Here is a 17921-nt window from a genome sequence, read left to right as displayed (position 1 = left end):
CACGCTTTTCAAGAATGTTGCAGATGGTGGAAGAACCCCAGGCGTACACATCTTTGAAAGTCTTGTTCTTATTCACGCCCTCGCCATGCTGTGCAAGGTAAGCGGACGGAATGAGGACTTTTTCTTCTTTCAGCTTGCTGGCGATCTGATACGGACCGTAGCCCTCAATCGTCATGGCAAAGATACGCTTGACCACCTCTGCGGCTTCGGGGTCAACCAACCATTGGTCTCTGGCTTCGTTCCAGAGATAGCCGTAAATGACCGTGCCTGTAAGGTGCTTGCCGGACTTGCCTTTGGACTGGAAAGTGGAACGGATTTTACGGCTGGTGTCTCTGGCGTAATACTCGTTCATAATGTTGCGGAAAGGGGTAAAATCATCGTCCCCTCTGGCACTGTCCACGCCGTCATTGATGGCGATAAGGCGAACGCCACGCTGACGCAGGATTTCCATAATCTGACCAACTTTCAGATAGTCACGACCCATGCGGCTCATGTCCTTGATGCACAAATACTCCACATTCCCGGCTTCAACCTCTTTCATCATTGCCAAAAATCCGGGACGGTCAAAGCAGGTGCCGCTAATGCCATCGTCCGTGAAATGGACAATGTTTGTAAAGCCCTGCCGTGCGGCGAACTCCTCCAACATAGCCTTTTGATTGGATATGGAATTGCTCTCACGCTGTTGGTCATCATCTTTGCCAAAGTCATCACGGCTCAGTCGTTCGTACAGAGCTGTGATTTTCTCATTTTTTCTCATAACTTGCGCTCCTTTCTTCGGTTTTAGGTTGTGTGTTCTAAGAGACTTCCCAACCGCTTGATTAAGAAGTCTTTTAGAGCATACAACACCGCTGGCCAATTTGTACTTTTTATACTGTTTGACCGCGAAGCAATCCGGCTTGCGCTTTTCAAGCCCGGCAAACATATAGTCCACCGCGTTCATAAAATCCTCGTCATCCTCCTTGACCTCCATGCCAGAAATCATATCCACAAGGGTGTTCATGTTCCGATCCTCGGCAGGCCCCTCGAAAATGATGTAGGCAATCAGGGCGCAGTACAAAAGCGTTTCCGATTTCGTCCAGAATGGATCGCCTTCCTTGCCTTCGCCCTTTGTGTTGGAAATCAGGGCATCCACGAATTTCAGAATATCGGCCTCATTGCGGATATACGCCAGCGGGTTATAGTGCATGGATTTTGAAAAATCTATGCTGTTGAATACCTTGATTTTGTACCCGCGTTTTTGCAGGAAACCCCCGACCTGTCCCAGCACACCGCCTTTGGGATCGACCACCACATAAGAGGAATGAGCCTGTAAAAGCTGGGGCGTGAGCCAGAAGCGGGTTTTGCCGGAGCCGGACGAGCCGATAATACAGCAATTCAGATTTCGGGCATTTGCGGGAATTTTCGGGCGGGTATTCATCGTGAGAAACTCCGTCCCGGTCAAAATCACGTTGTTTTCAAACTTCGGATCGACAAACGGTTTGATGTCTTTTTCCGTTCCCCATGAAGCGTTTTGTCAAGTGTTTTTTTAAGTTATTGACGCAAATTATCGTGAAAGTGCGAAAGTGCAAAGTGCAAAGGGTCTGCGTTTTGCACTTTCAGCTTGCGGGTTCGGGTGGCTTCTTCTTGATGAAGTTGTACCATTGACCGCCGATGCGCCTTGCGCCCAAAATGCCGCCCATGCTGCGCTTGGCGTTCTGTACCGTCCTCTCGGATATTCCGGCTTCGGCTGCGGCTTTTACAATGTCCTCGCTGGCAAGCTCCTTCCCGTCTGCAAGCAGGTCAAGTATCAGCCTTTCAGCCTGTTCGGTTTTTGTGGCATTGTTGCCGCCCGCGCCGGACAGCAGCTCGTCGGCGGTGATGTCGTATTCGCCTACCCACGAAAAGCCCGTTTCCGGGTCAAGGCAAAAGGCAACGGGCTTTCCCTCCGGCGCAAGGGAAGATTTGTCATGGACGATAACGCGCACATTCGGTTCTCGCTTCACGCGCCCGATCAGCAGGACGCTCCTTGCTGCGGCGCGGAAGTCGATAGAACCTAAGCCCCGGTATGCGCTCTGCCCTCCGGCAGCTTTGTTGAGATGTCCGATAAGGATAACGGCGCACCCGGTACGCTCGGCAACATCGGCAAGGCGGCGGAACATGGGGCGCACTTCGTTTGCCCGGTTCATGTCGGTTTTTTCGCCCATGTACGCCTGTATGGGGTCAAGGATAATCAGCCGCGCCCCGTTCTGCGTGATTGCCTTTTCTATGCGCTCATCGGAGAGGGTAAGCTCCCGTTTTGCTTCATCAATCACAAGAACCCGGTCAAGGTCTGCGGCGGCTTCTATCAAGCGCGGCTTGACGGTATCGCCCAGCCCGTCCTCGGCGGTCTGATAAATCACTTGGAATGGCGGCAGGGGCTTCATTCCCGGCAGCGTTCCCCCAGTGGTGCAGGCGGCGGCAAGGCGTAGGGCAAAAGTGGTCTTGCCCTCGCCGGGATTGCCCTGCACAATGGTTACTTTCCCAAAGGGAATATACGGCTCCCATAGCCATTCAACGGTCTGTGTGTCAACCTCGCTCATGCGGATAATCTCAACGGTTTCTTCCTGCGGCGGCTCTTTCAAGCCGTAGATTGCTTCCCGCAAATACTTCCCGTCTGTGATTTCTGCCCGGTGCTGCAATACCTCGTTCCAATCCTTGAAAAGAGGGATAAGGCGGTTGACGGTCAAGCCCTCCGGCACAAGCTCTGCAAGGCGGCTGCAAGCATCGTTTCCGGCGTTGTCGTTGTCAAGGCAGAGGTAAACGATCTTGATGTTCGGACGGTCAGAGAGAAAGCGGAGCAGGGCTTTTTCTCCCACGCCGCCCAATGACAGGTAGCTCTGCTTCTGCCAGTCCTTTTTGAACAGGCAGAGGAACGATAAGAGGTCTATCGGGGCTTCAAAGACAAACAATCTTTCGCCCTCGCCCCGATAGGAGAAATTAAAGGCTTTGTCGCTGCCTTTCACATCAAGCCGGAAGCTCCCGGCTGTACCGCGCTGGTGGGCGTATCGCGGTATGCCGCTTTCATCTCTGCCGACGAATACGGCGTTATGGTGGGCGGCTTCCTCGTAAATGTCGCCATTGGAAAGAAAAAAGCCCGACACATCTTCATCAATGCGGCGGGCTGCTGTGAGGTAGTTCCTCGCTATGCGGTTGTCGGTGCTGCGGGGCGGTAGTCGGAAGTCAGAAATGGGCGCGGGGCAAGGTCTGTCCGGCGGCGGTGCGGCTCCCTTTTCTCCTGTGAGAAGTTCTACGGCTTCGGTAAAGCTCTTGCCGAAAAACTCCATGACAAAATCAACGGGGCCGCCGCCCTTGCTCTGGCTGTGCCTGTACCATTTGTTTCCCCGGATAGTCAAGCTGTCGTGCCGCTTCCAGCGGTATTCATTTCCGGCACGGGTAAGCTGCTCGCCCTGTGATTGCAGGAAAGAAACAATGTCGGCTTGGTTGGCGCGGTCTATTTGTTCTTGGGTGTAATACATAGTTGATACCTCTCTTTCTGTGGTTGAATTGTTCATAGTTTTGATGTAGAATGAAACCGAAAAATCGGAAGTTAGTGAGGTGCTGGATTGTGAATGAAAGAGAAAAAATTATTCACTTATGGTTTGAAATGTGGCTTACAAAACAGGATTTAGGTATTGATGATATTTTTGCAGAAGATGTAATTTATACTGAAAGTTGGTGTCCAAAATATAATAACCGTCAAATCGTAAAACACTGGTTTCAGGAATGGAATACTCGTGGCAAAGTCGTTGCTTGGGAAATCAAACAATTTTTCCACAAAGGAAATCAGACGATTGTGGAGTGGTATTTCAAAAATGAAATGAACAATGGGAGCATAGAGGAATTTGATGGAATTTCGCTGGTTGAATGGACAAAGGATAATAAAATAAAATCATTGAAAGAGTTTGGTTGCAATTTGAATAATTATAATCCTTATGAGCATAGTGACCAGCCCGAATTTAGGGACGAAAGAGCAAGTTGGTTTTAATATTAGGGATCAATAGCGTCCATTTTATCAGAAAACATTTAGGACGGACAGGCAAAGTAGCTTGCCCGTCCTTTTCTTTATCGCTCCTGTTCCTGCCGTTTGGTACGGCTCTGCATCTGCTCCGGTTGGTCGGCGCGGAGTGCAATATCCACGCACCTGCGGATTTTTTGAAGCTCGGCAACCTCGGCGCGGGTCTCTTTCAGTTTGGTATAATCGCTGTCCTTTTGTGTTTTGAGGTCAGCATATTCCTGTTCCCATTCCGCAATAGGCAAGGTCTTTGTTCCTTTCGGCAGATTTGCATGGAGATAGCAGTTTGCCGCGTCCCATAGGGTAAGCTCGGCGCGACGGGCTTCCGCAAACTTCTCCTGTTTTCCTTTCCAGCGGATTTGCCGATACTCGTCCTGTATGGGCTTGTAGGTCTGATAATTTCTGCCGTACTCCATGAATTTTTGCAGTTCTTTCATGCGCTGCTCGGTGGTTTTCATTCCCTCCCGGATTGAATAGGCTCTATCACTGACAGAGGAAAGAGAAGCGTCCAGCTCGTCAAGATTAGAGATACCATGCTCGGAAAGATAGTTGACCGCTGCCGCTATGGTTTTCAGTTCGTCGGCTGCGTGTTGGTGCTGCCAACTTTGCGAATACTTCCGGCTCTTTTCTCTCTGAACGCTCAAATACTTCATCAACAGATTTGCAAGGTTGGGGGATTGCGGCGGCTGTTCCGGGGCGGTTTCCCGCGCTTTGAACAGGTCGGCAATCCATTCCTTGAGCTTCCCAATCTGCGCCCGGATTTCCCGGATAAGGCGGTTTGCCTTTTGGATATTTCGGTTCAGTTCGCCTTTCTCGGTGGCGATACCTTTCTTCTCCATCTGGCAAGCCGCCACGCCCATGTGGACGGTGGGTATCTCGTCAATGCCGCGCTCGGCGTTGCTGCGGTGGTCGATACGCTCCGGGCTTCCGTTCCTCTCCAAAAAGTCGTTGGTAAAGTCAGCCCATGCCTTGCGCCACAAGAGGGTGTTGTCCTTGTCGTTCCAGCCTGTAAGGTCAACTTTGTGGGTTTTGTATCTGCCGCTTGGCAAGCGGATACGCTCACCGTTTTCATCAAGGTCATATTCCTTTTTGGACTTTGCCGCCCACGCGCCGCGCTCGTCAAGGGGGCGCATGGTAAGCATAATATGACAATGGGGGTTGCCGCTGTTGGTGTCGTGGATAACAAAATCCACACACATTCCTCTGGAAACAAATTGAGAGGAACAGTATTCCCGGACAAGCCGGATCTGTTCCTCTCTGGATAATTCTATGGGGAGTGCTGCGTCAATCTCACGCGCAAGCTGGGCGTTCCCGGCTTTCTCGTAAAGCTCCACGCTGTTCCACAAGGTTGAACGGTCAGCGAATGAGGGCGGTGCGTGGGGCGGCAGCATGATTTCTGTATGGACAACGCCGCCTTTGCGAGTGTAGTCATGGGTCATTCCGTCCCATTCGTTTGTCAGCTTTTCGCCGCTTCGGTAGGCGGCTGCGGCAACGGCTGATTTGCTTTTTCCTCGGCTCACAATGCCGATGTTCCAATGGTAAATGGCTATGGGTATCACCTCCCGGATAGGATAATAAAACCCGCAAAAATGGTACAGACGCCAAAGGCGGGTGTACTGTTTTTGTGGGTGTGCAGGGATAGCCGCGAAGCGGCGCAAGGGGTGCAGCCCCTTGTTGCGGCAAAGCCGCCATATCGGAGCGCGGGGAAAGTTCCCTGTGCGGAGATAAGCCCTCGGCAGAGCGCACACGCCCGCAAGGGTGTATAAGTGCGCCCTTAGTTCCTAAGGGATTTATTCGGCGTTCCCGCTTTCGGCTCGTTTTTTCAAAAACTCCCGCGCTGGCTCACTCGTTAATGCAAGCCGGAGAAGCGCGGCAGCTTCCTCGTCGGTCATGTTCTTTGCTTCCGGCACAATGCTTTCAAAGACCGCGCCCCGGACAATAAGGCGGTGGCTGCGCGTTCTGCGTTCCTCTTTGGATAGCTTCTGACGCAACATCTTTTCTCGGTTCTCAAACTGCCGGATTTTCTTCTTTCCGTCCTCAATCTCGGCTTGCAACTCCTCGCGGGTTTTCTCTCTTGGCTTTGTCATGGTTGGGCGCTCCTTTCTGCTCATAAGCATAGAAAAAGGACAGTCGATTTTCTCGGCTGCCCTTGTGGGTGGCTATTCAATTTTAGTCTGCTGTTTTCAAATATATAAAATAGCTTGCTGTTCCGCCATAGCCATTTTCAGTATTCCATTCAGCTGTTACTTCATAAATATATCCGCCCAGTTTAAGAGTGAGTACGTTTCCAACAATAGTTACATCTTCGCTGTTTGTAGCAGGCTCTCCCCAATGTTCGTCACTCCAGCACTGCACACTTAAAATTGTATCTGGGTCTTCTGTAAATCTTAATGTAGCTGTTGTTTCTGTTGTTTCAAATGGCGGGGACAACAGATCCTTGCACTCTAACGGGTGTGGGCTATCAGCTATTGTGCTTTCAGCAGTTCCGTCAATATTTGTTTTTTGCCACGAATAAGTTCCTAATACTGCACCGATAGCGGTTTCGTCACTCACAACGCTTAATGTGGGCGGTTCTTCCAAAATTATATTGGCAGTCCCAGAGTTTAGTAATTCATTTGCATAGCTGTTGAGTGCTTCACATGGCTCATATTTTGTCTTATAACCGATACCGTCAATGACAATAAATGGGTTATACGCCATAATATCTGTTTGTGTACCGTCTACCATAGTCAAGGTAAAAACAACGCCTTGTCCAGCATACTCTGTGTAAGAATTATCCTCATTATAGACAACAACATCATTCAAATATTCAACTAATTCTTGGATATTTTCAATCTCAATCGTTTTGTCTGGCGGTGTTAATAACACTTTAGCGGAAACAATCTGCGCTGCGTCCAAATCCTTATACGGTTTTTTCCCCTGTTGTGAAAAAAATACGATTACCGCGATACCTACTAAAATGATACAAGCTATTGCAATCATCAATCTCTTTTTTCTCATGGAACAAGCCTCCTGTTCTTCTCTGTTACTTGTATAGACGAAAAAATTGAAAGGAAGTTTCACTATCTATAAATATCATAGCACATAGTTATGAATAAATCCACCTCATTTCAGCCTGTCAGTGGCCTTGTTTTCTCTGGCAGACCGCCGCGCAGCTTCCCGCCGTTCCTCGTTGTATGGGGCGGTCAGACGGAAAGAGAAGCGCCCCTTTGCAATCTCAAACTCCATGCAGCCCGTTTCGGGGTCTGCGTCGGTCTGGCGGCACTGGTCGGGGTGCTGTCCGGCGTAGGCGGCAAGCCGCTTCTTTAAGTCGGTGTTGTGGGTGCGGATATGGATAAGCGGTTCTTTCTCGTCAAACCAAATGTCGGTAGTCTTTTCCTGCTTCGTAAGCCCTGTTCTCATAAACTCTCCTTTCTGCGCCCCTGTTACGCAATAGGGGCATTTTTCGGGTGTTTTTCCCGGCTCTTGACTTGGGGAAAATGAGGATTTTCAAATAGAAACCGCCCGGACGGGGAGTGTATCGTCGGGGCGGCTGTTATCGCAAGATTTCTGTTTTTTCCGGCTCTTGACCGTCAGACGCGGATAAACGCGAGCTGTCGGCAAGCACCAGTTTGAGCAGCTTGTCGCGGAATGTTTCTGTGCTGCTGTGATTGAAAAATAACTCCGCAACAATGGTCTGCCCGTTCCTCTGGGTCGTGATGATGCTGTCGGGGGTCTGTTCTGCCATAGGCGGCTCCTTTCTTTGGGCGCAAAAGAGGGATTTCCCGTAGTTCGGAAAATCCCTCTTGGTTGACGGTTATTCTGTTTTACTGTGCGGGCTGTGCGGCTGCCTGTGCCTTTCGCCTTGCCCGGTATTCCCGCGCTTTCATGCGGTCATACTCCCGCTGCTTTTCAAGGTTTCGCGCTCGGTATTCCCTTGAATAGTTGCGGTGGTAGGCGCGGCTCTTTTCCTTTTTGGCTTCTTCGATTTCCTCCCGCATTTGCCGGATTTCCTGCTCGGTCGGCTCTGCAAGCTGTGTCACTTCGTTCTCAAACTTGCCGATATAATTGAAATATATGCTGATGTGCTGGATTGCGTATCTCGCCCTTTTCTGGTCGCGCTCATGCACTTCAATCCGGCTGATAAACTCGCCCAGAATGGCGGGGGTAAGCTCGGTAAAGGCAGCATGGCGTTCCGTCAGCTTCAAAAACTTCTGCGCCCGTCCTCCCGCGTTCTCGTAAGCGGATAGCTGCTCTTGGAGCGTGGCAAGCTCCGCTTTCAGCGCGTAGTATTCTTCCGAATACTTCTGCGACATCTGCTCATAACGGTCTTGCGGGATTGTGCCGAGGGCGTTGTCCTCATAGAGCTTATTCAGCACCTTGTCAATCTGTTCAAGGCGCGTCGTGATTTGCGGAATACGCTTCTGCTGTTTCTTGGTCTGGTCGGTCTGCTGCATGGCAAGGTTCTTTTTCACTAAGGCTTCAAACTCTGCCCGGTTGCTGATAGAATAGTCCTCGATTTTCTTCAGCACTTCCGCGATGGTCTGCATGAGCAAATCCGCGTCCATGATGTGAGGGGAATTGCATTTGGGGTTCTTGGCTTTTCCCTTGTGGTACTCGCTGCAAAAAGCAACGTGCCGCTTGCCGCCGTTCCGGTAATCAATACGAATGTGCATTTTTGCGCCGCAGTCCTTACAGAAAAGCAAGCCGGACAGAGGGTGGATTTCCCCGTCCCCGTTGGGGCGTCTGACGGGTGCGTTTTCCAAAATCCGCTGTACGGTTTCAAAATCGCTGCGGCTGATAATCGGCTCATGCACATTTTCTGTGATGTGCCACTGGCTCCGGTCTACATAGTGGTTATGCTTATCCCGGAAATGCTTTGTAGTCTTGAAGTTGACCACATCGCCGCAATACTCCTGCCGTGTGAGGATATTGGTCAAGGTGGCTTTGTTCCACTTGCAGCGGTTATCCTCGCCCAGCGTCTTATTTTTACAGGTTCCCCGCCCGCGGTCTTTCATGTAGAAAGTGGGGGTAGGGATTTGCTCCTGTGTCAGATATACGGCGATTTGGTTTCGGTTCTTCCCGCCGATAAACAGACGGAAAATCAAACGGACAACCTCGGCGGCTTCTTCGTCGATTATCCAAAAATCCTTGTTGTCCGGGTCTTTCATATAGCCGTAAGGGGCTTCGGTGACAATCGGCTTTCCACTCATGCCTTTGGTCTTAATGCCCGTTTTCACTTTCTTGCTGATGTCTTTTGCGTACCACTCCGACATGATGTTGATAAAGGGCGCAAACTCCAATGTGTCGGGCTTCTCGCTGTCTATGCCGTTGTTGACCGCGATAAAACGCACGTTGTTCCGTCTGAATATCTCCATCGCGTTGCCGACCTGGAGATAGTCGCGCCCCCAGCGGGTAAGGTCTTTCATAATGCAGACACCGATTTTCCCGTTTTCCACGTCGTCCATCATGCGGGAGTAGGCGGAACGGTCAAAAAACCTGCCGCTCTCGTCATCGTCAATGTAGTGCCGGATATTGGTTAGGTGCTGCCCTCTGGCATAGTTCTCCAAAAATATTTTCTGGTTCTGTATGCTGTTGCTCTCGCCGCCGTCCCTGTCCTCGTCGCCCACGGAAAGGCGGGAGTAAAGGGCTGTAATTTTGCTATAATCAGTCATGTGCATAACCTCCTGTGCGTCCATGTATGTGTCATTTACACTTAAAATTATGCACTCCACCTTGCGGAACCGTATTCTACACCCTGCCGGAACTTCTTGGCATTCTTGGCTTTGTAATACACCACAAGGCGGAGCGCTATGCCGCCTGCCACACCAATCAGTAAATCTCTTGGGTGGAAGCTGGGCAAAGGATTGGCAAACAGCTTATCAAAACGGTTCATGACTGCCATCATCTTATCAGAAGCATTTGTACCTTCTGATACTCTCCACATCCATGCAACCTTATCACAGAAATATCCAACAAAGATATAGGGCAGATTCAAAAGCACCAGCTTCTTGGTATCCATACCGCCTGCTTTTGCTTTCAAATTTTTCGGGATAGCCTTCAGGTCTTTGGTTATGCCTTCAATGATGTTACTCAAAGGCTCTGCCCCCTGTCCTTATTCTTTTCCCGGCTCCGTTCTCTGTTCTTATTCTGTGATACTGCATCCCTGAAGCGTTTCAGTTTCTCCCTTACGGAAGTTCTGCTCTTTCGTTTCTCATTACCATAAACAAATTCCTTGAATGCCTGTGCTACTGCATCGGCATCCCTGCCCTTGAAAAATACCACATATTTCGGCGGGGCCGTTGTCTTGTCTTTCTTGACGGCGAAATCAACATTATATTTACGAGCTACCCGCTCAAAGGATTTGATATTGCCGTCCGTCACTTCGATAGACGAAACTCCCACGCCTTCGCCAACCAGCTTTTTCACAGAAGTTTTACCATGCGTTTTCTGTGCTTTCTGCCTGCGGTGGTTCAGATACATCCGCATTGCAGCCTTCAAGACGTTGGCATCCAATTTAGCGGTCTTAATTACAAGAGCGATTGTTTTCTGCGTTACTTCCTCTTGCATAAGTACCTCCGATCTGCATTTCCATGTGCGTATGCTCCGCTAAGGTGGAACATACAGCCGATGTAATAAATACCTCATAACTCTCCTTTCCGCTTCTGGACATCGTGTCCAAAAGCAATAAAAAAAGGGCAGCTACAAATCTCTCGACTTATAACTGCCCTGACGCTGTTTTCTATTTACCACTCTTTTTTAATACCCATTTTCCATTCTTTCCGTCACCAACTCGTTCTATAACTCCTTCTTTCGATAAATTTGAAATATATCTCATTGTTGCTGCTCTGGTTCGATTCATTTTCTCTGACAATTCATTTATCGTCATATTTCCGTTCACAGCAAGAAACTCCTTTACTAAATCCTCTCCTTTTACCACACACTCCCTCATCTCATGCTCTTGCTCTTGGCTTCTTTGTGATTTCTTAATTACCTCATTCACAATCGCAATTTGACTAGGATTTTTTCTTCTAGAAAGACCTTCAAAAAATTTTTCCATATTCTCACAAATCAGGTCAATATATTCTTTTTCCTCTTCCCACAATGCTTTTCCAAAATCTGCGTCCTTCAAAGAAGCATGATTATTTTTCTGGCGCAATATCCAATAATTCATCACTTCAAATTTTCTTTCAATAGAATACAAAGAATCATCAATAACTAAAACCATTGCTTTCATTCCCCATTCATCTTGCGATACTAGATAGGACATTTCAAGCATACAATTTAACGACTTAACATATTCTGCTGTCAGAACAATAATCACATTCTCGCAATTTGCAATTTCTGCCATAAAGTCATATAGATTATCATTCGCAATAAGCTGTGATTTATCACGCTTTACATCAAAAGTATCTTTCAACTGTGTTTCTAATTCGTCTGCATATGTATTTCCATCTTTCCAACAATATGATATAAACAACCTCTGCTTACCCATTACTATCGACCTCCATTTTATGTAAAATTTAAACATTTTCCTGTCGTACATCTAATACCGGAAACCCTATACTCACATTTATTTTAATAAAAAAATGGAAATAAGATTAACCTCTAATTTTTCATTAACTCTATCAATATTGTCAAATAACAATACCTGAAACAAAACATTCTTTACATTTTCCATTGTCACCATTCCATACTCTTTTTCCGTAAAGCCTTCTATATAAAAATACTTACAAGCATCCTCTTTTCTTGCAACTAAACAATGCGTAAATAATGCCAAGATGTATTTATCCGACATAAGAAAAGCGTATGTTTCTGCTCCCTGATATGTATATCGGCACTTCTCCAAATTTTCTTGCGGTATAGAAAAATAACACCTAACGGTTTCCAAATACACATCTCCATTATACTCCGGCTTCAACTTCCTTGTATATCTTTTAATGCTATTAAATATATTGTTTCTTTCTATGGCAGATTTTGTCCTCTTAAATACCAGCTTCTTACCTTTCATATCCATATAAACATTATTAATAATAGTCTTTCCTGCATATTGGCTAAAAGCTCCTATACGCAGCAAATATGATAATACCTCATTCATCTTGTCAGATGATGCTATCTCCTGATAAGAATAATCCCCAAACTCTATATGCTCCAATTTTAATGGACAACTGCCCTTTGCAATTTCTCTTTCCATTATTCTGTTAATATCTCTCATAGACTCCATATTTCACATCCTCCTTCCACCTTTGGACACAATGTCCAAAAGTAATAAAAAGACAGTTACAAATCTTTCGACTTATAACTGCCCTAACGCTGCCTACATATTTTTCTTTGCTCTCTCTAAATAAGGAACAAAGTAACTCAAACTACTAAATTCTTTATCAATTCCCTTTATTGCCATTTGTAATGCATTTATAATAACCTTTTCCTCATACACATCTAACAGTCTTTTAATTGACAACTTGTTAATTTTTCCACCACTCGAAACAATTGTTTTTGATTTTACTATATACTCATTTTTTTCACATGCTTTTATGGTTTCTTGCAAATCTCTTTCTAGTTCTATCTCGATTTTTTTTTCATTCACAATATTTATATCATCTACATTCAAACCATATACTTGTTTTATGCCTGTATTCACAAAGTATACATTCTTAAATATTGCTCCCTTAAAATGGGTTTTACTTAAAGAGCAGTTATAAAATACCACATTTTCAAACGTTGCACCCATAAATCTGCATCCACGAAAATTTACGCTTTTAAATTCAACAAACTTGAAAATACAACCATTAAAGCCACAATATTTTATATGTGCTCTATGAAAATCGTTCCCCATAAATCGTGAACGTGTAAACCTTGTATTGTAGGATTCACTATATGAAAAATCCTTATAACTGAAATTTCTATCACTTCTATCTTGACCAATATAGCTAAAAAACTTATTGTATTTCTTTTTCTTCTTATTTCTCATAACACACCCCGCACAGCAGAGGGGCTACCACTTTGGAACCAAGAATTTCAGACAATATCATTACCACAAAGCTAATAACAGTTGCACCATTCCCAATTTTACTCATGACAGCAATCACCTCGCTATACTGATAGAATTTTAGCCCTCACTCCGTCCGTAGACCTCTTATCAACCCAGCCTCTCAGCTGAGCAGGGTAGGGCATGCTTATTATATCATAAACCACAGTTTTTATATATATTTTTTATAGCATAGTCTTGAACTTATTAAAAAAAGACAGTTACAAATTTTTCAATCCATAACTGCCCTGACGCTGTTTCTCAATTATTCTATTCCTGCCGTTTTTGCAAATCCGGCTTTTCTATTCATAAGTTCCTCTTGTTTCTCCTTTGGCAGACACCGGAATATCTCATTATATCCCATTCCTGCCATCGGTGTTCCTTTTGCCAGAAGAAAAAGCTGCGTGTCAAACCATTCCTCCCACAAGTTTTCAAACATGCTCCGACTATCCGTAAAGGTAATTGCATCTTCAAAACCCTGTGGCGGTCTATAATACTGTAACTTGACAAAACCGTATCTTCCAGCATCCACGACAAGTATATTCTCAATCTCATACAGCTCTGCAAAAGCATCTGCAACCTTTCTGCATTTTTCCCTTTCACTGTCTGTAATGTATATTTCTTTCACAATTAACCATCCTCCTGTTTCAAAACCACACTACCTGCATCTATATCCTCAATCTCCAGAAATAAACCATTTTTGTCTTTACCATTTACATACTTTATGGTGCTTACACGCACCATATTATTATAAGTTCCCTGCCATTAAAATACAAGGTAGGAAAGGAGTTGCCTGTATGATTAAATATGATCCACTTTGGCAAACGCTTAAGGCTAAGAACATCAGTCAGTACCAGCTCATTAAAGATTACGGCATTGACAAAGCACAGCTTCAGCGACTCCGGCAAAATATGGTGGTAAAGACCATTATTCTGAACAGGCTATGTCAGATACTTGACTGCCGGATTGAAGATATTATGGAATATGTTCCAGATGACAAGTAGAGGTATTGTTTATGATTGATTGACAATGCCTTTTTTGTTGCCCTTTTTTACTCCTTTGGACATTGTGTCCAGAAGTGTCCTGCTAATACTTTTATTATCTCCGTAAATATAACGATAATCCTCACAAGAACAATAATACCACCAATCAGACCTCCAACGATACAATTCAATGCCAGTATTCCCATACTTCCTGCAATTCCAAAATTCTTTGGCACAAGAAACATACACATTTTTCTGATACCGTAGGGACATCCTACCAAAATCCAATAAAGGAAATAATCAAACCCATCTTCTTTATTGCAAACCGGATAACAGGTAATCATCCACAGAACAAGAACGCATACCGGAATAATTATTTTAAACAATGCCTTTTTCATGCCAGCCACCTCCGTACATATCATGCTGCACCTCCTGCTGATAATAATGGTTCATCGTTGAGGGTGCATTATAAAGAGTAGTAACCATATATGCCTTGATATTGGTTATTTTTGTATTTGTATCATGCATACAGCCAATCACATACTCCAAATGTCCACTATTCAGCTTCAGGAATTTTGATTTTACAAGCTCATAAGGATAATCCTCCCCTGCAATCCGGATCGTTGTACGTTTTACGCATACAACCTCACAGATAACCTCAAAAAGTTCCTCATACAAAGCCTTGTTCTGCCAGTCATCATACTTCATGTGATGCTCATATTCGATGTTATCCTTAATCAGTTCTATGTATGCATTAACATCATCCATCACATCAATCTTTTTTTCTGACCTACTCTCATTACCAGATTGATTGATAGGATTGGTATAACTTATATCAGTATAACTCTGATTAGTTTGATTATAGTTAGTATAAATAGGGTCTGCTTTATGAACTTCTGCAAGTTCACTTTCTGAACCTCTTGAAGTCTGCATTGTGAACTTCTGGTGTTCTAAATCCTGAACCTCTTGAAGTTCAATTTCTGAACTTCTGGAAGTATGCATATTAGACTTCTTGAGGTTCAGTTTTTGAACTTCTGTGGTTTTATCAGCATTATCGGACTTTTCTTCTGTCTGTGCATCAGTAATTGTAGAAAAATTCTTCACATAAATTATGTCCGGCTTTCCAAGTCCACGGCGTTTCTTTTCAATCAGACCGATTCCGTTTTCGGTATCAAGCTCTTTCATAATCTTAACGCAGGTTGCCTTTGCACATCCCAAATCTTCCATAATGGCATCCACCGTATAAATGATGTAAGCCCTGTTTTCATCATCCAACCAGCCGTTTTTCATGGATAATGACATTCTGTCAAGCATCAGCCCATAGAGGAGCTTAGCATCACTGCTAAGCCCCTTAAATCTCTCGTCTTTAATCAAAAGTCGGGGAACACGATAAAAAGAGAACTGCTCTGCTTCAATTCCGTAGTAATAATCAAAGTTTATTGTATCGCCCACTTTACCGTGCCTCCTTTACTGCTTATTCGACGCCTTTCCGGTGTTCCATTCTTCCAATAGCTGATAGATAATATTTTCTATATCTTCACTGGAATAATCCTCCGTAAAATATCTGCTGATTTTATCAGCCTTAATTGTAACTTTTCTTTCCTTTGGCTTTTCCTCCGTCAATATCAGTCTTACCATTGGCAGAGTCAACTCGCCGTTTTTCCCATATTCCTTTAACTTTGATGATTGGGTAGTCGAGATAGCTGCACCCGTTTCTTCAAGAATGAACTGCACCCATTCCTGTGCCTGCTCTGTCAGAAAAGATATGTCAACCCCCTGTACCAGACCGATTTTTTTCTTATCAACCATATCCAGCAATTCATCTGACAGCCGTGCAAGCCATATATAACGCTGAACCGTCTTGCCACTCTCTCCGGCTGCTTCTCCCACTTCATCAAGACTGCTTCCATTTCCCTTTTTGCCCTGATGCTTCATGGCTTCATACTTCATGGAATAGGCTCTAGCCTTTTCACTTGGGAGAATATCTTCCCTCTGGATATTAGTATCTACCATAATCACCGTAGCTTCATCATCATTGTAATCTCTGATAAACATAGGCATGGAGGAAAGACCTGCAAGCTCACAGCCATGTTTTCTGCGGTGTCCGGCGATTATCTCATAACCGCCCTCTTCTCTTGGTCTTGCAATACCGGGCATAAGCACACCATAGTTTCGGATGCTCTCCACTGTTTCCTGCATCTTTTCATCATCCAACACCTTAAAAGGGTGTCCTTTGAACTCATAAAGCTCTGAAAGAGGTATCTCCTGCACCTGATCGGTGCCCGCTGACATATCAGAAGCACCGAATAAATCATCAAAACTGTTTAGCTTTACCTTTGCTGCACTTCCTGCCTTATTCATTGCCAAGCACCTCCTCCGTCAAAGATTGATAGGCACTTGCTACTTTTCCCTTTGGGTCATGCTGATAGATGCTGACGCCCTCTGCCGAAATCTCGGCAGCTCTTACGGAAATCGGAATGCTATTCTCAAATATCCTTACTTTGCTGCCATAATTCTCAATCAGTAATGCACTGATGTCCTTTGCATAATTTGTCCTGCAGTCAACCATGGTCAGCAAAATACCCTCAATGGACAGCTTCGGATTTATCTGACGCTTCACCTTACCAATCGTCTTAATAAGCTGTTCCAGACCTTTCACTGGCAGATATGCCGCCTGTACCGGAATTAAGATACTGTCTGCACAGGCAAATGCATTTATGGTTATCATGCCAAGTGACGGCATACAGTCAATCAGGATATAATCATATCTTTCTTTCACCTGCTCTATGTAGGAACGCATCACAAGCTCTCTGCTCATGACATTTACCAAGGATACCTCCAGACCGGATAATTCGATATTGCCCGGCATAAGGTCAATTCCTTCCTCATGCCTTAAAATACCGTAATCATCTTCCATTTCCACATCATTGATGATATTTGCCATCACAGTCGCAAGTGTTTCCTCCAGCTTGTCCGGCTCTGTAAATCCCAAACTTGCAGTCAAACTGCCCTGTGCATCGGCATCTATCAGCAGAACTCTCTTTCCCTGCTTTGCTAATCCTATTCCCAAATTACTTGTTGTGGTGGTCTTTCCAACTCCACCTTTCTGATTTGCGATTGCTATTATTTTACACATGATACATTCTCCTTTACTCTCTGCTAACTTTCTGCTACATTAGTCTTTTTCACTTCTACATACGCTCTGTAAAACTTCTTTGTCCCTTTATTCGGGTATAAATCTGAAAACTCTGTCACTTCGATTTTGGAATTTCTTTGCAAAATCTTCCCAAACCATTTAATATCATTCTTTGTTCCCATCAATCGAACCTTTAACATCAATCTGCTCCTCCAAACAGGGCATACAGTTTCCGGTTATAGGTTGCATATTCCGGATACCGGATTTGTATTGCCTGCCAAAAATATGGTGCATAGGCACAGCAGAATAATTCCTCCACTGTGTACTGTCTGCACTCGTTAATTTGCTCCTCTGCGTCCGTGTAATCATCCACGCTTGGTGCGGCATTGCAATATAGATTAAATGCCATTCTGACTACTTTCACGCTTCCGCTGGTCTGCCAGCCTTCATGCAAACATTCTGTTTTTACACAGCCTGTCTTAAAATCATAAATGCGATTGGCATTTCTTCTGGTATCATCGTTAATGCCAAGACAGTAGCAAAGTGCCTTGTGGTACACATCCTGATACCTTACTTCTTTTAATTTCTTGTAGTAGAATTTCTCATGTGCTTCGCTGATAAAAATAATTTCTTGGGCTTTTTCAGCTCCTGCTCCTAACGCTGTGTTTGTCATTGTATGACCTCCTTCTAAAGTGAATTGAAAAAGGCACTCCTAATGGAATGCCCTAATATAAAAAATAGGGACACTCTTTCAAGTATCCCTAC

Annotated in this window: 21 protein-coding genes; 2 read left to right on the top strand and 19 right to left on the bottom strand. The window is 45.1% G+C overall.

The window, feature by feature from the left end:
- Together DW677_RS06365 and DW677_RS06360 are read right to left on the bottom strand one after the other, a co-directional pair.
- Positions 1–1417, bottom strand: a 1417-nt coding sequence (locus DW677_RS06365) for a recombinase family protein (RefSeq protein ID WP_347473053.1), incomplete at its 3' end; no start/stop codon positions are given.
- 178 nt (positions 1418–1595) lie between these two features.
- Entirely contained in the window at positions 1596–3494 is a 1899-nt protein-coding gene (locus DW677_RS06360; protein ID WP_117566691.1) for an AAA family ATPase, read from the bottom strand.
- A gap of 89 nt (positions 3495–3583) precedes the next feature.
- Here DW677_RS06360 and DW677_RS06355 point away from each other — a divergent pair, with 89 nt between their 5' ends.
- A complete protein-coding gene (locus tag DW677_RS06355) occupies positions 3584–4003 on the top strand; it encodes a nuclear transport factor 2 family protein (RefSeq protein WP_029679608.1) in 420 nt (139 codons plus the stop codon).
- A 77-nt stretch (positions 4004–4080) separates the two neighbouring features.
- Here DW677_RS06355 and mobQ read toward each other — a convergent pair whose 3' ends face one another.
- The 12 genes from mobQ to DW677_RS06295 form a co-directional block, all read right to left on the bottom strand.
- Positions 4081–5589 carry a MobQ family relaxase gene (mobQ, locus tag DW677_RS06350; RefSeq protein WP_117566697.1) on the bottom strand — a complete coding sequence of 503 codons (1509 nt, stop codon included), beginning with the start codon at positions 5587–5589 and terminating at the stop codon, positions 4081–4083.
- A 231-nt stretch (positions 5590–5820) separates the two neighbouring features.
- Complete coding sequence (locus DW677_RS06345) at positions 5821–6117, bottom strand: DUF3847 domain-containing protein (protein ID WP_117566690.1); 297 nt, start codon at positions 6115–6117, stop codon at positions 5821–5823.
- A gap of 82 nt (positions 6118–6199) precedes the next feature.
- Positions 6200–7030, bottom strand: coding sequence for a hypothetical protein (locus DW677_RS18695; protein WP_242992115.1), 831 nt, complete (start codon positions 7028–7030; stop codon positions 6200–6202).
- A gap of 105 nt (positions 7031–7135) precedes the next feature.
- Positions 7136–7432: a hypothetical protein gene (locus DW677_RS06335; protein WP_117566689.1), complete on the bottom strand. Its 297-nt coding sequence runs from the start codon at positions 7430–7432 to the stop codon at positions 7136–7138.
- Positions 7433–7565: 133 nt separating this feature from the next.
- A complete protein-coding gene (locus DW677_RS06330; RefSeq protein ID WP_006060444.1) occupies positions 7566–7757 on the bottom strand; it encodes a transposon-encoded TnpW family protein in 192 nt (63 codons plus the stop codon).
- 79 nt (positions 7758–7836) lie between these two features.
- Positions 7837–9708, bottom strand: a complete 1872-nt coding sequence (locus DW677_RS06325) for a recombinase family protein (RefSeq protein ID WP_117566688.1) — start codon at positions 9706–9708, stop codon at positions 7837–7839.
- A gap of 23 nt (positions 9709–9731) precedes the next feature.
- Positions 9732–10106, bottom strand: coding sequence for a conjugal transfer protein TraG (locus DW677_RS06320; RefSeq protein WP_117553191.1), 375 nt, complete (start codon positions 10104–10106; stop codon positions 9732–9734).
- Positions 10103–10579 carry a PcfB family protein gene (locus tag DW677_RS06315; RefSeq protein ID WP_117566687.1) on the bottom strand — a complete coding sequence of 159 codons (477 nt, stop codon included), beginning with the start codon at positions 10577–10579 and terminating at the stop codon, positions 10103–10105. The genes DW677_RS06320 and DW677_RS06315 overlap by 4 nt, the downstream gene beginning before the upstream one ends.
- A 172-nt stretch (positions 10580–10751) precedes the next feature.
- A complete protein-coding gene (locus tag DW677_RS06310; protein ID WP_181968314.1) occupies positions 10752–11504 on the bottom strand; it encodes a TIR domain-containing protein in 753 nt (250 codons plus the stop codon).
- Positions 11505–11582: 78 nt separating this feature from the next.
- Positions 11583–12233 (bottom strand): hypothetical protein, encoded by a 651-nt coding sequence (locus DW677_RS06305; RefSeq protein ID WP_117566685.1) that lies wholly within the window; start codon positions 12231–12233, stop codon positions 11583–11585.
- A 93-nt stretch (positions 12234–12326) separates the two neighbouring features.
- Entirely contained in the window at positions 12327–12980 is a 654-nt protein-coding gene (locus DW677_RS06300; RefSeq protein WP_117566684.1) for a pentapeptide repeat-containing protein, read from the bottom strand.
- Between the two features lie 322 nt (positions 12981–13302).
- The gene (locus tag DW677_RS06295) at positions 13303–13665 is read right to left on the bottom strand and encodes a hypothetical protein (RefSeq protein ID WP_347473049.1); all 363 of its coding nucleotides are present in this window, start codon (positions 13663–13665) and stop codon (positions 13303–13305) included.
- A gap of 169 nt (positions 13666–13834) precedes the next feature.
- Between DW677_RS06295 and DW677_RS06290 the strand changes: the two genes are divergently transcribed.
- Complete coding sequence (locus DW677_RS06290) at positions 13835–14041, top strand: helix-turn-helix transcriptional regulator (protein WP_035779437.1); 207 nt, start codon at positions 13835–13837, stop codon at positions 14039–14041.
- Positions 14042–14088: 47 nt separating this feature from the next.
- Here the strand turns inward: DW677_RS06290 and DW677_RS06285 are convergent, their stop codons facing one another.
- The 5 genes from DW677_RS06285 to DW677_RS06265 form a co-directional block, all read right to left on the bottom strand.
- On the bottom strand, positions 14089–14418 hold the full coding sequence (locus DW677_RS06285) for a DUF6050 family protein (protein WP_117566682.1): 330 nt from the start codon (positions 14416–14418) through the stop codon (positions 14089–14091).
- Positions 14399–15472: a DUF6017 domain-containing protein gene (locus DW677_RS06280; RefSeq protein ID WP_117566681.1), complete on the bottom strand. Its 1074-nt coding sequence runs from the start codon at positions 15470–15472 to the stop codon at positions 14399–14401. Before DW677_RS06280 ends, DW677_RS06285 begins: the two co-directional genes overlap by 20 nt.
- Before the next feature lie 15 nt (positions 15473–15487).
- Entirely contained in the window at positions 15488–16381 is an 894-nt protein-coding gene (locus DW677_RS06275) for a ParB/RepB/Spo0J family partition protein (protein ID WP_066548991.1), read from the bottom strand.
- The gene (locus tag DW677_RS06270; RefSeq protein WP_066548993.1) at positions 16374–17156 is read right to left on the bottom strand and encodes an AAA family ATPase; all 783 of its coding nucleotides are present in this window, start codon (positions 17154–17156) and stop codon (positions 16374–16376) included. Before DW677_RS06270 ends, DW677_RS06275 begins: the two co-directional genes overlap by 8 nt.
- Before the next feature lie 199 nt (positions 17157–17355).
- Positions 17356–17829 carry a DUF6075 family protein gene (locus DW677_RS06265; protein ID WP_117566680.1) on the bottom strand — a complete coding sequence of 158 codons (474 nt, stop codon included), beginning with the start codon at positions 17827–17829 and terminating at the stop codon, positions 17356–17358.
- Positions 17830–17921 lie beyond the last annotated feature (92 nt).

Origin of the sequence: Clostridium sp. AM25-23AC (genome assembly GCF_003435125.1) — a bacterium.
GTDB classification, from domain to species: domain Bacteria; phylum Bacillota; class Clostridia; order Lachnospirales; family Lachnospiraceae; genus Pilosibacter; species Pilosibacter fragilis.
This window is presented reverse-complemented; position numbering and strand designations above follow the sequence as displayed.

Excerpts from the sequence above, each read along its gene's own strand:
- DW677_RS06360 (WP_117566691.1), bottom strand. The coding sequence starts at position 3,494 with ATGTATTACACCCAAGAACAAATAGACCGCGCCAACCAAGCCGACATT.
- DW677_RS06345 (WP_117566690.1), bottom strand. The coding sequence starts at position 6,117 with ATGACAAAGCCAAGAGAGAAAACCCGCGAGGAGTTGCAAGCCGAGATT.
- DW677_RS18695 (WP_242992115.1), bottom strand. The coding sequence starts at position 7,030 with ATGAGAAAAAAGAGATTGATGATTGCAATAGCTTGTATCATTTTAGTA.
- DW677_RS06335 (WP_117566689.1), bottom strand. The coding sequence starts at position 7,432 with ATGAGAACAGGGCTTACGAAGCAGGAAAAGACTACCGACATTTGGTTT.
- DW677_RS06330 (WP_006060444.1), bottom strand. The coding sequence starts at position 7,757 with ATGGCAGAACAGACCCCCGACAGCATCATCACGACCCAGAGGAACGGG.
- DW677_RS06325 (WP_117566688.1), bottom strand. The coding sequence starts at position 9,708 with ATGGACGCACAGGAGGTTATGCACATGACTGATTATAGCAAAATTACA.
- DW677_RS06315 (WP_117566687.1), bottom strand. The coding sequence starts at position 10,579 with ATGCAAGAGGAAGTAACGCAGAAAACAATCGCTCTTGTAATTAAGACC.
- DW677_RS06310 (WP_181968314.1), bottom strand. The coding sequence starts at position 11,504 with ATGGGTAAGCAGAGGTTGTTTATATCATATTGTTGGAAAGATGGAAAT.
- DW677_RS06305 (WP_117566685.1), bottom strand. The coding sequence starts at position 12,233 with ATGGAGTCTATGAGAGATATTAACAGAATAATGGAAAGAGAAATTGCA.
- DW677_RS06300 (WP_117566684.1), bottom strand. The coding sequence starts at position 12,980 with ATGAGAAATAAGAAGAAAAAGAAATACAATAAGTTTTTTAGCTATATT.
- DW677_RS06290 (WP_035779437.1), top strand. The coding sequence starts at position 13,835 with ATGATTAAATATGATCCACTTTGGCAAACGCTTAAGGCTAAGAACATC.
- DW677_RS06285 (WP_117566682.1), bottom strand. The coding sequence starts at position 14,418 with ATGAAAAAGGCATTGTTTAAAATAATTATTCCGGTATGCGTTCTTGTT.
- DW677_RS06275 (WP_066548991.1), bottom strand. The coding sequence starts at position 16,381 with ATGAATAAGGCAGGAAGTGCAGCAAAGGTAAAGCTAAACAGTTTTGAT.
- DW677_RS06270 (WP_066548993.1), bottom strand. The coding sequence starts at position 17,156 with ATGTGTAAAATAATAGCAATCGCAAATCAGAAAGGTGGAGTTGGAAAG.
- DW677_RS06265 (WP_117566680.1), bottom strand. The coding sequence starts at position 17,829 with ATGACAAACACAGCGTTAGGAGCAGGAGCTGAAAAAGCCCAAGAAATT.